12 protein-coding genes and 1 riboswitch are annotated in these 12,642 nt (G+C 46.0%); of the genes, 5 read left to right on the top strand and 7 right to left on the bottom strand.

The window, feature by feature from the left end; all coding sequences use genetic code 11:
* Positions 1-218: 218 nt before the first annotated feature.
* The 3 genes from OCU46_RS04020 (at position 219) to OCU46_RS04010 (ending at position 3,469) form a co-directional block, all read left to right on the top strand.
* On the top strand, positions 219-1,649 hold the full coding sequence (locus OCU46_RS04020) for a sodium-dependent transporter (RefSeq protein WP_141270972.1): 1,431 nt from the start codon (positions 219-221) through the stop codon (positions 1,647-1,649).
* 113 nt (positions 1,650-1,762) lie between these two features.
* Positions 1,763-1,905: riboswitch (FMN riboswitch) on the top strand.
* Positions 1,906-2,090: 185 nt separating this feature from the next.
* The gene (locus OCU46_RS04015) at positions 2,091-3,020 is read left to right on the top strand and encodes a DMT family transporter (RefSeq protein WP_141270971.1); all 930 of its coding nucleotides are present in this window, start codon (positions 2,091-2,093) and stop codon (positions 3,018-3,020) included.
* 20 nt (positions 3,021-3,040) lie between these two features.
* Positions 3,041-3,469, top strand: a complete 429-nt coding sequence (locus tag OCU46_RS04010; RefSeq protein WP_141270970.1) for an HIT family protein — start codon at positions 3,041-3,043, stop codon at positions 3,467-3,469.
* 28 nt (positions 3,470-3,497) lie between these two features.
* On the opposite strand, the gene OCU46_RS04005 is transcribed toward OCU46_RS04010, so the two are convergent.
* The 4 genes from OCU46_RS04005 to znuA all read right to left on the bottom strand — a co-directional run bounded on the left by OCU46_RS04005 (position 3,498) and on the right by znuA (position 7,223).
* Entirely contained in the window at positions 3,498-3,719 is a 222-nt protein-coding gene (locus OCU46_RS04005) for a FeoC-like transcriptional regulator (RefSeq protein ID WP_141270969.1), read from the bottom strand.
* A 7-nt stretch (positions 3,720-3,726) separates the two neighbouring features.
* Complete coding sequence (gene feoB / locus OCU46_RS04000; RefSeq protein WP_141270968.1) at positions 3,727-6,000, bottom strand: Fe(2+) transporter permease subunit FeoB; 2,274 nt, start codon at positions 5,998-6,000, stop codon at positions 3,727-3,729.
* Positions 6,000-6,227, bottom strand: coding sequence for a FeoA family protein (locus OCU46_RS03995; RefSeq protein WP_141270967.1), 228 nt, complete (start codon positions 6,225-6,227; stop codon positions 6,000-6,002). The genes feoB and OCU46_RS03995 overlap by 1 nt, the downstream gene beginning before the upstream one ends.
* A gap of 123 nt (positions 6,228-6,350) precedes the next feature.
* Positions 6,351-7,223 carry a zinc ABC transporter substrate-binding protein ZnuA gene (gene znuA, locus OCU46_RS03990; RefSeq protein WP_141270966.1) on the bottom strand — a complete coding sequence of 291 codons (873 nt, stop codon included), beginning with the start codon at positions 7,221-7,223 and terminating at the stop codon, positions 6,351-6,353.
* Positions 7,224-7,393: 170 nt separating this feature from the next.
* On the opposite strand from znuA, the gene znuC reads away from it, so the two are divergent.
* Both znuC and znuB read left to right on the top strand, forming a co-directional pair.
* Positions 7,394-8,179 (top strand): zinc ABC transporter ATP-binding protein ZnuC, encoded by a 786-nt coding sequence (gene znuC, locus OCU46_RS03985; protein WP_141270965.1) that lies wholly within the window; start codon positions 7,394-7,396, stop codon positions 8,177-8,179.
* Complete coding sequence (gene znuB / locus OCU46_RS03980; protein ID WP_141270964.1) at positions 8,172-8,957, top strand: zinc ABC transporter permease subunit ZnuB; 786 nt, start codon at positions 8,172-8,174, stop codon at positions 8,955-8,957. Before znuC ends, znuB begins: the two co-directional genes overlap by 8 nt.
* A 266-nt stretch (positions 8,958-9,223) precedes the next feature.
* Here the strand turns inward: znuB and sucD are convergent, their stop codons facing one another.
* The 3 genes from sucD to odhB form a co-directional block, all read right to left on the bottom strand.
* Positions 9,224-10,096 carry a succinate--CoA ligase subunit alpha gene (sucD, locus tag OCU46_RS03975; protein WP_141270963.1) on the bottom strand — a complete coding sequence of 291 codons (873 nt, stop codon included), beginning with the start codon at positions 10,094-10,096 and terminating at the stop codon, positions 9,224-9,226.
* Entirely contained in the window at positions 10,096-11,262 is a 1,167-nt protein-coding gene (sucC, locus tag OCU46_RS03970) for an ADP-forming succinate--CoA ligase subunit beta (protein ID WP_141270962.1), read from the bottom strand. The genes sucD and sucC overlap by 1 nt, the downstream gene beginning before the upstream one ends.
* A 152-nt stretch (positions 11,263-11,414) precedes the next feature.
* Positions 11,415-12,635, bottom strand: coding sequence for a 2-oxoglutarate dehydrogenase complex dihydrolipoyllysine-residue succinyltransferase (gene odhB, locus OCU46_RS03965; protein WP_141270961.1), 1,221 nt, complete (start codon positions 12,633-12,635; stop codon positions 11,415-11,417).
* Positions 12,636-12,642: the final 7 nt, after the last annotated feature.

The raw sequence follows: 12,642 nt of genomic DNA, 5'->3' as shown, positions 1-12,642 counted from the left end.
TCAAACACCTATGGATTGTGCAATAAACTAGCAATTAACTGCAATTATGCGATCAATACCCGATAAATGTACTTTTAAGGGTTTCAACTTTACTCACAAACTGGTTAACTTGCCACTCTTAGAGCGTCACTCAAAACTTATATGGTGTAAACCTTTATTTACACCCATCTTTTTAAGGCGCCGAGTAGTAAAAACACAACATTAAATTTGGAGTAATTGTGGCGACTGGAAATGCATCAGCAGCCCCTCGTGATAACTGGGGTTCAAAACTTGGATTTGTAATGGCAGCAGCTGGTTCAGCTGTTGGCCTTGGTAACATTTGGAAATTTCCGTACACCGCGGGTGAGAACGGTGGTGGTGCATTCGTACTCATCTACCTAGCATTCGTAATCGTTATTGGTTTCAGCGTAATGCTGACTGAGTTTGCAATCGGCCGTCACACTAGCCGCTCTGCTGTAGGCTCATTCAAATCAACAGACAAGCGTTGGAGCTTTGTTGGTGTTATCGGTGTACTAAGTGGTCTATTGATCATGGGCTTCTACCCTGTTGTAGGTGGTTGGGCTCTAGCGTACATCCCTAAAGTGGCTACTGGCCTACTAGACACCCCTGAAGCAATCGGCGACAGCTTTGGTGCTTTCATCTCTAACCCAATCCAGCCACTAATGTGGATGGGCGCATACCTAGTGCTTAACATTGTTATTGTTAGTAAGGGTATCTCTGGCGGTATCGAGAAAGCGGGCAAGATCCTAATGCCTTTGCTGTTCCTTATCCTTATCGTTGTGGCTGTTAAAGGTCTTTCCCTACCTGGCGCAGGTGCGGGTCTTGAATTCCTATTCAAGCCAGACTTCACTCAAGTAGATAGCCACACTGTTCTAGCAGCGTTGGGCCAAGCGTTCTTCTCTCTATCTCTTGGTATGGGTTGTATGATCACTTACGGTAGCTACCTGAAGAAGAAAGAGAACCTAGTTCAAACTACAGGTATGGTTGTAGGTATGGATACTGCGGTAGCTCTACTTGCAGGTATCGCTATGTTCCCAGCAATGTTCGCATTCAACATGGAACCAGCAGCTGGCCCAGGTCTAGTATTCGTTGTTGTTCCTCAGCTATTTGCTGAAATGGGTGGCACAGGTCTTATCTTTGCACTTATCTTCTTCGTTGGTCTAACGGTTGCCGCACTGACTTCTTCTGTATCTCTACTAGAAGTTGTTGTGTCTTACCTAATCGACGAGAAAGGCATGACTCGTGTTAAAGCGGTTCTTTCTGCAAGTGCAGTGATGGCAGTTATGTGTGTGTTTGCTTCTCTATCACTAGGTGGCATCGGTCCTAAGCTGTTCGATACAGGCGTATTCGACATCTTCGACCTACTCACTGACAAAGTATTCCTAGCGGTTGGCGGTATGTTCATCTGTATCTTCGCAGGCTGGCGTTTAAACCGTGTAGACCTTGAGAAAGAAATTACTAACGACGGTAAAGTATCTTTCCCACTATTCGGTCTATGGTACAACCTAGTTAAGTACATCATCCCTGTAGCTGTTGCTGTAGTAGCTATAGCGGGTATCGTTAGCGGCTTTGAAAGTGGTAAGGGTCCAATCATGATTCTTGCAATCGCTATCATTGGTCTAACGGCTGTAGTTTCTAAGAAACTATAACGCTACCCTGATAGCTGGCAGCTATAAACTATAAGAAAGAGATCCTTCGGGGTCTCTTTTTTTATTCCTATCCCTAAATTCAATTTGCTCAGCGTCTAAAGTTTGCTACCTTAAACGGACTTCAGGGCGGGGCGAAATTCCCCACCGGTGGTAAAAGCCTAGCTTGAGCCCACGAGCGCCTTCACTCAGTGAAGGGACAGCAGATCTGGTGTGAATCCAGAGCCGACGGTTACAGTCCGGATGAAAGAAGTGACACAATTGATAGCGTATCAACCACCAAGCGAGCCTTCGTATTGGTGTTAAGTGCGTTTGTCCAAACCACACCCAAGATCCGTCTGTCGTGGTTTGGCGAATCATATTGCCTTACCTCTTAGCTCTGTTCACGTTTTTATAAATCTAATCAGCTAGCTCATCGCTACTGGTGTGAATTTGGAGATCCTCGTGGCAGGTATAGTTTTTGTAATGATCGCGGCTGGTTTATGGGCTGCTGATACCCTATTTCGTTACCCTCTTTTAGAAACAAACAGCACCTTACAGATCGTGTTCTTTGAGCACATAGTGTTAGTGGTGATGATTGCTTTATTGCAAATTGCAGTGCCTAGATGGCGCTTCGCCTATATCAAAGGTTCACTACTGCCCTTTATTTTAATTGGTGTGCTTGGCTCAGCCATTGGCACCCTCGCCTTCACCAAGGCGTTTACCCTAATGAATCCAACCATAGTGATACTGTTGCAAAAGCTTCAGCCTATCGTGGCTATCTCACTGTCGGTTCTCTTGCTAAAAGAGAAATTACAGAAACACTTTGTATTGTGGGCAAGCGTTAGTCTTATGGGCAGTATCGTCATGATCGCGCCGGATATTGTAGAGTTATGGTCAGAAGGCTCTATTTGGCACTATGACCCAAAACTGGTAGCCATCTTGCTTGGATATGGTTCAGCATTGCTGGCCGTCGTAGCGTGGGGAGCTTCGACGGTATATGGGCGTAAGCTGACTATGATGGGTTATAACACTATGCAGATCATGTCTGGCCGCTTTAGTCTTGCCCTCGTCACTCTCACCATTGCGATGCTTTGCTATGGTGAACATTTTTCCCTATCTGAAGGCAGTTTTGATAACCTGTTTTACATGGTGCTGCTGTCTGGTCTATTGGGAATGTTCATCTACTACAAAGGTCTTGAAAGAATACCGGCGCGATACGGCACTATTGCAGAATTGTTCTTTCCGGTTTCGGCGGTTGTCATAAACTGGGTGGCGTTTGATGCTACATTAACTCCACAACAGATAGTCGGTGCCGTGATGCTAGTCGGTGGCGCTCTGATGATGAGCCGAGAACCGAAACCAACACTTGCAGCCGAGCCTGCTACCGCATAACCGCAAAAAAGGGATTATCGATGGAATTTCAACTTCATCCGCAGCTAGCAAACGATACCAGTGTTATTGGTGAGTTTCCGCTGAGCTTAGCGCTTTTGCACAAGGACAACTGTGTACCCTGGGTGATATTAGTGCCCAAGAAGCATGCACTTAAAGAGCTTCATCATCTGCCGATGCAAGAGCAGCAGCAGTTCTTAGTCGAATCACAAACGGTGATGGAGGCAATAGAGTCTTTGTTTTCGCCAGACAAAATGAATCTTGGGGCTCTGGGTAATATGGTGCCGCAACTGCATATTCATCATATCGCGCGCTTTAAAACAGATGACGCATGGCCAGGGCCAGTGTGGGGAAACACTAAGGGTGAGTTCAGGACTGAGCAGGCTCAGGAAAAGCTGCTCAAGCAGCTCAAAAAAAAGCTAGGCAACTGCGAGCAGTTTAAACCTAGCTGATTGGAAAACTTAGGATGTAATACAAGCGTTACATCTGAACGTTTAAGCTAATACCTTGATTGATGGTATAACGCACGCCCTTTTCTTGACCCTTAATAGTATCAAACATGCGGGTAACTTTACCTTTGTTCACCCACACTTGAAGCATTGCGTCTACGCCGTCTTCGGTCAGACCGAAGTGATTAGCAAGCACGGCTCTGTCAGTGGTGCCGTGCTGTTCAAGATACGACTTTAGTTCCTGTAGTATCATAATTGTCTTACGCCGCAGATTCTTGTTCTTGGAATTGCAGTTTGTTGCCTTGATGCTTCAACCCTAAGTAGGTTGCAACCGACACTATCATCACCGCGAGAATCCAAATAGCACTCTTACCAGGGTGCGCAGAGAAGTTCATTACTTGGTTGTAGAGTACAGCGCCAAAGTAACCCAGTCCCATGGTCCACACCGCAATAAAGCGTGCGTATTGGCTACCAAATTCACGAACGTATGCCCCCATCGCCGCTACACACGGAGTGTACAGCAGGATAAACAGCAAGTAAGCAAAGGCGGCATGGCCGTTGGCAAACTTACCCTGCAGGTTAGCAAACACCGATTGATCGACTTCTTGGTCATCTGCGACAGCTTGAGTATCAGTTAGATCGCCTACTTCGATACCTAGCGGGTCACTAAAGCTCAGGCCGCTCAGGTTTTCAGGAATCGACATCACTGCCTCTTCTAGACTCCCCATCAAATCAAACTCAGCTTCTTCATCTGAAGGTGAAGCGTATAGATTGTTCAGCGTACCTACGACGGCTTCTTTTGCGAAAATACCCGTTACGATACCCACCGTTGCTGGCCAGTTATCTTGCTCAATACCCATAGGCTCGAACACTGGAGTGATGACTTGCGCAGCTTTAGATAGCACAGAGTTCTCGCTATCTTCATTACCAAAACTGCCGTCAGTACCGATAGAGTTAAGGAAGCTAAGAATTGTCACTACCACAACAATGGTTTTACCTGCACCAAATACAAAGCGCTTCAGTTTTTGCCATGTCTTGATGATTACGTTACGCAGACGAGGGATTTCGTAATCCGTCATTTCCATAACAAAGCTGTCGTTGCTACCTGGGTAGATAGTGTTTTTCAAGATAAACCCAGTGAATACCGCAGCTAGAATACCAATCACATACAGAGCAAATACGACGTTTTGACCTGCACTTGGGAAGAAAGCAGCGGCAAATAGAGCGTATACCGGAAGACGAGCACCGCAAGACATAAATGGAGCCATAGATGCCGCTAGGCGACGCTCTCGTTCTTGATCAAGGGTACGGCTTGCCATTATCGCAGGTACGTTACAGCCAAAGCCCAGAACCAATGGAACAAAGGCTTTACCCGGCAAGCCCACTTTCTGCATGACTTTATCCAGTACGAACGCCGCACGAGACATGTAACCAGAGCCTTCCAGAAGAGTAAGGAATAGGTAAAGGCCTGCGATAACAGGAATGAAGGTCGCGACCGTTTGGATACCACCACCCACACCATCAGCAAGTAGCGTTACCATCCAGGCGGGCAAAATAGGATCAAGCACAGCATGCGTTCCATCCACCAACACCGCACCAAAGGCGATATCAAAGAAATCGATGAACGCACCACCAATGTTGATAGCAAACATGAACATCAGGTACATCACGCCAAAGAACAGCGGTACGCCAACCCATTTATTCAAGACAACAGCATCGATCTTCTCACTTAAACGACGTGTGATTTTGCCTTCGGTAGCTCTAAATGATTTTGACAGCTCATGCAGAAAGGTAAACTTCACATCCGCAATGTGCAGATCAATATCCATATCAAGAGAGTGGCGTGCTTGAGCGGTAGCATCTTTTACTTCCGCAGGCACTGTGTGCATTACAAGTTGGTCATTCTCTAGGGCACGAATGGCCAGAGCGCGCTTGCTCACCATGTCGTTTTCGAACTGGTCCTCAATATCAGACACAACTTCTTCAAATTGAGTGCCGTAGTCTAGCGCCAGAGGCTCAACCTCAATGCCCGTTGCCAGCATCTTATGCAGATCGGCTTTAAGCTTGTTTACCTCGTTGATTCGAGTCGCTGTTACTGCCATAACAGGACAGCCAAGCGCTTTGGAGAGACCCTTAATATTGATCTTCTGGCCAATACGGGCCAGGGCATCCATTTTATTCAGGATAACGATCATTGGACGGCCTAGTTCACGCAACTGCAGTGTTACGTATAGGCTTCGCTCTAAACACGTAGCGTCAATTACATTGATGATTACGTCAGCAGGAGTCGATAGCACAGCGCGAGAGGCAATAGTCTCATCCAAGCTGTTATTGTCATTGCCGCTGTCTAATGCGTAGATACCAGGAAGGTCGGTCAAGCTGAACTCTTCGCCAGCTAGAGAATAAAGACCGGTTTTCTTCTCGACAGTAACACCAGCCCAGTTACCCACTTTTTGGTTTGCACCAGTAAAGGCGTTAAAAAGCGTCGTTTTACCGCTGTTTGGATTACCAACGGTTAAAATTGAATAGTCCACTATGCAACCTCTACTGAAATTTGTTCTGCTGTAGATTTACGAATCGCAACGCTAACGTCTCGAACTCTCACCTGTAGTGGATCGCCCATGGGTGCTTTGCGCACTAGAGTAACTGGCGTATTAGGAAGGATTCCCATAACCATCAGTTTCTTTCGAGTCGAGCCATCTAATTGTTTCAGAGAAGAAATAGTGGCTTCTTGTCCAATCTTGAGTTCAGCGAGCTTCATAATCTAAATGCCAATCGTTATCATTTACGTAGAATGTAACACAGTTTGTTACAAAGTCATTTGTTTTAAATCAAAAAAAAGCGCCCTATGAAAAAGAGCGCCTTGTGGAAGTTTCAATATTCTTTACTTCAAGCAGGTCTCAAATTGACCAGATAGCTGCTTCAAGAAGACAAAATAAGCGCCTGGCTTTTCTTCGACATCGGTTGCTAATGGATCTAGCTCACCAGAATTCACATCGCTACCTCGCATGACCGTTTCAATCACCGCTGGTGTGTATTGTGGCTCACTGAACACACAATATACGTCGCCTTCCGCTAAGCGAGTTTTGATCTGAATAAGCGTTTTTGCACCCGGTTTTCTCTCGGGACTCACTGTAAAGTGACCTAGGTGATTCAAGCCAAAGAACTCTTCGAAGTAGCCATAGCCATCATGGAAAACAAAGTATCCGTGATCTTGTACTGGCGTCAGGCGTGCGTTGATTTCACTAGTTGTCAGTTGCAACTCATTCATAAACGCTTCGAGATTCTCTTTATAGTAAACCGCATTGTTTGGGTCTAGCTGAATCATTTTGTCGGCGATGGCTTTAGCCACAGTCCCAACCTGCTTTGGACCTAACCAAAAATGCGGGTCGGTATTACCGTGGTTGTGACCATCGTGATCGTGATGACCTTCTTCATAATGGCGCAGATCTAGACCTGGGATCTCGCTAATAGTTAGTACGTTGTCTTGGCTCTGAACAATCGATGACATAAAGCTTTCAAGCTCAGGGCCAAACCAAATCACAAGGTCGGCATCACGCACTTTTTTTACATCGGATGGACGCAACGCGTAGTCATGAGGCGACATATTGGTCCCCAATAGAGCAGACGACGAAGACCCAGTTTTGGTAATTTCTTGAGTAATCAGTTGTATTGGTTTAATGCTACTCAGAACCTCAATTGCTTGGGCGCTAGTAACAAAGCTCAATGAGAGCAGGCATAAAATTAAACGTTTCATCGATGCGATTCCGTTGCGATAGCCAAAATTAAGCGCAGATGTTACTTTATATCATTTCCAATTTGCAAACGATTAGTATGTTTGCACACTATTATTTTACTTTACTCTTTGGGTGAACAAGGGTAATAAACACCAGTTTGTTACCCAACACATATACAGGCCTGAATGCTATGACCCAACTCGTCACCCTAAAAGACGTGACTGTTCAGTTTGAACAAAGAAAGGTATTAGACAAGATTAACCTTTCAATCAATGAGTCAGAAATCACCACCTTAGTCGGTCCAAATGGGGCAGGTAAATCCACCTTAGTGAAAGTGATACTAGGGCTTCAAAAAACGGACTCTGGAAAGGTCATTAAGCACAGTAAACTGCGTATCGGCTACGTTCCGCAAAAGCTGAAACTCAATGAGACCTTGCCCCTTACGGTTGATCGCTTTTTACGTTTAGCTGGAAAATACAGCCAGCAAGAACGTCAAGATGCCCTTGCTCTAGTGGGAGCAGGTCACCTTATCAAAGCAGATATTCATAAACTGTCTGGCGGAGAATCTCAGCGAGTTCTACTTTCCCGAGCTCTACTAATTAGGCCGCAATTACTGGTGCTAGATGAACCTGCTCAAGGGGTCGATGTACAGGGTCAGGTAGATCTTTACAATTTGATCGATACCATTCGTCATCGATTTAATTGCGCCGTATTTATGATCTCTCATGATTTACATCTGGTGATGGCAAAAACTGACAATGTCATTTGCTTACAACATCATATTTGTTGCTCTGGCACACCATCGGCCATCTCCACTCATCCGAGCTACCTACAGATGTTTGGCGATATACCTGATTCTAGCCTTGCGCTTTATCAGCATCATCACAACCATCACCATCATGACCTCTCTGGCGATCCTGTAACCGGAGACGCTACCTCATGTCAGAATCACAAACACGGACATACCCATGATTGAGTTTTTACTGCCTTCACTACTTGCAGGCTTCGGTATCGCTATTATCGCAGGCCCTCTTGGCTCATTCGTGGTATGGCGAAAAATGGCTTACTTTGGTGATACCCTCGCCCACGCCTCACTAATGGGATTAGCTTTGGGCTTCCTGCTAGACATTAACCTCTATTTGGCGCTCGTGGTGTGCTGTATGGCACTAGCAATAATTTTGGTAACGCTACAAAGGCAGCAACTAGTCGCAACCGACACCTTACTTGGTATCCTTGCGCACAGTGCGCTTTCGCTAGGCCTTATTGCGGTCAGCTTTTTGGACAACGTGCGTATCGACTTAATGGGTTATCTGTTTGGCGACCTACTGTCGGTGAATAATCACGATGTTATGTTTATTTATATGGGTGCAACTGTGGTGATGCTGCTGTTAGTAGCATTTTGGCGACCACTACTTTCTAGTACCGTAAACGAAGAGCTAGCCGCCGTTGAAGGCGTGAATATCTCATTGATGCGACTCTTGATCATGCTGATGATTGGTTTGGTTATCGCCGTAGGTATGAAGTTTGTTGGCGCATTGATCATCTCTTCACTACTGATTATTCCTGCAGCAACCGCTAGGCGCTTATGTCGCAGTCCAGAGCAAATGGCAATCATTGCTTCTATTATTGGCATGATCTGCGTGTGTAGCGGATTAAGCATGTCTTGGTTCTATGATACTCCCGCCGGACCTTCGGTTGTGGTAAGTGCCACTGTGCTGTTTTTGTTGGCGCAGTTTAAGAGACAGGCGGGGTAAGAGCGGACAGTTGTTAGCGATCAGTGGTTAGCAATTCGTTATCAACGCAACAAACGGCGTCATGCTGGAAAATATGAAGTATTTATCCAGTATCTTGGTGAGTGTAATACCCAGTTGTGCACTCACTAAGTTCCTGATTTTCATCAGGATGACGGTGCCAATAACAACTTACGGTGCTGCTATCAAGCAACATTTTCTCATTACAAAACAAAAAAACCTCTGATAAATCAGAGGTTTCTGCGTATTTGCATCAAAGAAAAGCTAGATTACCAACCAGTGATCTCGCGTAGTCCTTTACCGATGTCAGCAAGGCTTTTCACTGTTTTCACTCCAGCAGCTTCTAGGGCTTGGAATTTATCTTCAGCAGTACCTTTACCACCAGAGATGATTGCACCAGCGTGACCCATGCGTTTGCCTGGAGGCGCTGTAACACCTGCGATGTAAGACACTACTGGCTTAGAGACGTTGTCTTTAATGAATGCCGCAGCTTCTTCTTCCGCTGTACCGCCGATCTCACCGATCATTACGATAGCTTCCGTTTCAGGGTCTTGTTCAAATAGCTTTAAGATATCAATGAAGTTAGAACCCGGAATTGGGTCACCACCAATACCAACACAAGTAGACTGACCAAAGCCTTCGTCTGTGGTCTGCTTAACGGCTTCATACGTCAGCGTACCAGAGCGAGAAACGATACCCACTTTACCCTTCTTGTGAATGTGTCCTGGCATGATACCAATCTTACACTCATCAGGAGTAATCACGCCTGGACAGTTAGGACCGATCATCACAACGCCAGCTTCGTCTAGACGAACCTTAACATCCAGAAGATCAAGTGTCGGGATGCCTTCAGTGATGGTCACGATAAGCTTGATGCCAGCATCAATAGCTTCAAGAATTGCGTCTTTACAGAACGGAGCGGGTACGTAGATAACGGATGCTGTTGCACCTGTTGTTTCTACAGCGTCACGTACTGTGTTGAATACAGGTAGACCAAGGTGAGTTTGACCGCCCTTGCCTGGTGAAACACCACCGACCATTTGCGTTCCGTATTCAATCGCTTGCTCTGAGTGGAACGTACCTTGACCACCAGTAAAGCCTTGGCAGATAACTTTAGTATCTTTATTAATTAGTACAGACATTATTTGCCCTCCGCTGCAGCTACTACTTTTTCCGCTGCTTCAGTCAGAGAATTTGCAGCAATAATGTTTAGACCACTTTCTGCCAGTTTCTGAGAGCCTAGAGGTGCATTGTTACCCTCCAAACGCACAACAACTGGAACCTTAACGCCGACTTCTTCAACTGCGCCGATGATGCCATCAGCAATCAGGTCACAACGTACGATACCGCCAAAGATGTTCACTAGCACCGCTTTAACATTGCTATCAGATAGAATGATCTTAAACGCTTCAGTAACACGCTCTTTAGTTGCGCCGCCACCAACGTCTAGGAAGTTAGCTGGTTGGCCACCATGTAGGTTTACGATGTCCATCGTACCCATAGCAAGGCCTGCACCGTTGACCATACAACCAATGCTGCCATCTAGCGCAACGTAGTTCAGTTCCCACTGAGCTGCATGTGCTTCACGCTCATCTTCTTGAGATGGATCGTGCATTTCACGAAGCTTAGGCTGGCGATACATAGCATTTGAATCGATGTTGATTTTGCCATCTAGGCAAAGCAGATTACCTTCGCTAGTCACAACCAGCGGGTTAATCTCTAACAGTGCTAGGTCATACTCAGCAAACATGTTGCCAAGACCCATGAAGATCTTCACGAATTGCTTGATCTGATCACCGCTCAAACCTAATTTGAACGCAAGCTCACGACCTTGAAATGCCTGTGGGCCAACCAAAGGGTCAATCGCTGCTTTGTGAATCAACTCAGGCGTCTCTTCAGCAATCTTCTCAATATCCACACCACCTTCTGTTGAAGCCATGAACACGATACGACGTGAAGCACGGTCAACAACGGCACCTAGATATAATTCGTTAGCAATGTTCGATGCTTCCTCAACCAAGATCTTAGAGACAGGCTGACCGTTAGCATCCGTTTGGAAAGTGACTAGATTTTTACCTAACCACTTTTGAGCAAATTCTTTTACACCATCTTTGGTGTCGTGCAATTCAACACCACCGGCTTTACCACGGCCACCAGCGTGCACTTGGCACTTAACCACTTTCTTTGCTGTGCTAATTCGTCCTGCAGCTTCAAACGCTTCTTGTGGCGTATCGCAGGCAAAACCTTCTGGTACAGGCAGCCCAAATTCAGCAAACAGTTGTTTAGCTTGATATTCATGCAAATTCATTAGTATCTTCCATTCCTTTTTTAAACGAGTGCTGAGCGCTCGCCTAAATAATTTCCTCTCGCTAAAGATTGCTCTTTAACAGGTGTAGGGTACTTCTTGAGCTTTGACCCGAAGGTCTAATAAGGGTGCCAAAGAGCACCCCTAATTCTTAATTAAACATCCAATAGCAGACGAGCTGGATCTTCTAGTAGTTCCTTGATGGTCACCAAGAAGCCTACTGATTCACGGCCATCGATTAGGCGGTGATCGTAAGACAGAGCCAGATACATCATTGGTAGGATTTCGACCTTGCCATCTACAGCCATTGGGCGGTCTTGGATTTTATGCATACCCAAGATAGCGGCTTGTGGCGGGTTGATAATTGGTGTCGACATTAGCGAGCCAAATACACCACCGTTAGTGATGGTGAAGTTACCGCCAATCAATTCATCAACCGTTAACTTACCGTCACGACCTTTGATTGCTAACTCTTTAATGCCCTTTTCAATCTCAGCAAAGCTTAGAGTGTCACAGTCTTTTAGAACCGGAGTTACTAGGCCACGTGGCGTCGATACGGCCATGCTGATATCGAAGTAGTTGTGATAAACAATGTCTTCGCCATCGATAGATGCATTCACTTCTGGGTAGCGTTTAAGCGCTTCCGTAACGGCTTTCACATAGAAAGACATGAAGCCAAGACGCGTATCATGACGCTTCTCAAACGAGTCTTTGTACTGTGCACGAAGGTCCATAATTGGCTTCATGTTCACTTCGTTGAACGTGGTCAGCATTGCTGTGCTGTTCTTCGCTTCTAGTAGGCGGTTTGCTACCGTCTTACGCAAGCGAGTCATAGGAACACGTTTCTGTGTGCGAGCTGCAGCAGGTAGCTCAGGCTCTACCGCAGGAGTTGCTGCAGGCGCAGCTTTAGCCGCTTTCGCTGCATTAGCAAGGTACGCATCGACGTCTTCACGAGTAATACGACCGCCAACACCAGTGCCTTTCACATCTGATGGGCTAAGGCTATGTTCAGCTAGAAGACGACGTACGGCTGGGCTCAATGCCTCGTTGCTCTCTTCTGTCAAAGACGCCTTGTGACGCTTATCTGGAGAAGCTTCTGTGTCTTCAGTGCTGTCTTTGGTTGGCTCACCAGCAACTGCGCCAAGTTTGATCTTCGCAAGAAGCTGCTTCGCAAGAACCGTTGCACCTTCTTCTTCTAAAATCTCTTCAAGAACACCGGCTTCAGGAGCGGGTACTTCTAAGACAACTTTATCAGTCTCAATATCAACCAATACGTCATCACGCTCTACTCTATCGCCTGGCTTTTTGTGCCAAGTTGCAACGGTAGCATCTGCAACTGATTCAGGTAAATCAGGAACCAGAATTTCAATTGTCATTTGTTGG

This window comes from Vibrio comitans (assembly GCA_024346835.1).
Lineage (GTDB): Bacteria > Pseudomonadota > Gammaproteobacteria > Enterobacterales > Vibrionaceae > Vibrio > Vibrio comitans.
The sequence above is the reverse complement of the archived record's forward strand: the minus strand, read 5'-3'. Positions and strand labels throughout refer to the sequence as shown.

Coding starts and splice junctions, on each gene's coding strand:
- znuA (WP_141270966.1), bottom strand. CDS start 7,223: ATGAAACGTTTAATTTTATGCCTGCTCTCATTGAGCTTTGTTACTAGC.
- odhB (WP_141270961.1), bottom strand. CDS start 12,635: ATGACAATTGAAATTCTGGTTCCTGATTTACCTGAATCAGTTGCAGAT.
- znuC (WP_141270965.1), top strand. CDS start 7,394: ATGACCCAACTCGTCACCCTAAAAGACGTGACTGTTCAGTTTGAACAA.
- sucD (WP_141270963.1), bottom strand. CDS start 10,096: ATGTCTGTACTAATTAATAAAGATACTAAAGTTATCTGCCAAGGCTTT.
- znuB (WP_141270964.1), top strand. CDS start 8,172: ATGATTGAGTTTTTACTGCCTTCACTACTTGCAGGCTTCGGTATCGCT.
- OCU46_RS04010 (WP_141270970.1), top strand. CDS start 3,041: ATGGAATTTCAACTTCATCCGCAGCTAGCAAACGATACCAGTGTTATT.
- OCU46_RS03995 (WP_141270967.1), bottom strand. CDS start 6,227: ATGAAGCTCGCTGAACTCAAGATTGGACAAGAAGCCACTATTTCTTCT.
- OCU46_RS04005 (WP_141270969.1), bottom strand. CDS start 3,719: ATGATACTACAGGAACTAAAGTCGTATCTTGAACAGCACGGCACCACT.
- sucC (WP_141270962.1), bottom strand. CDS start 11,262: ATGAATTTGCATGAATATCAAGCTAAACAACTGTTTGCTGAATTTGGG.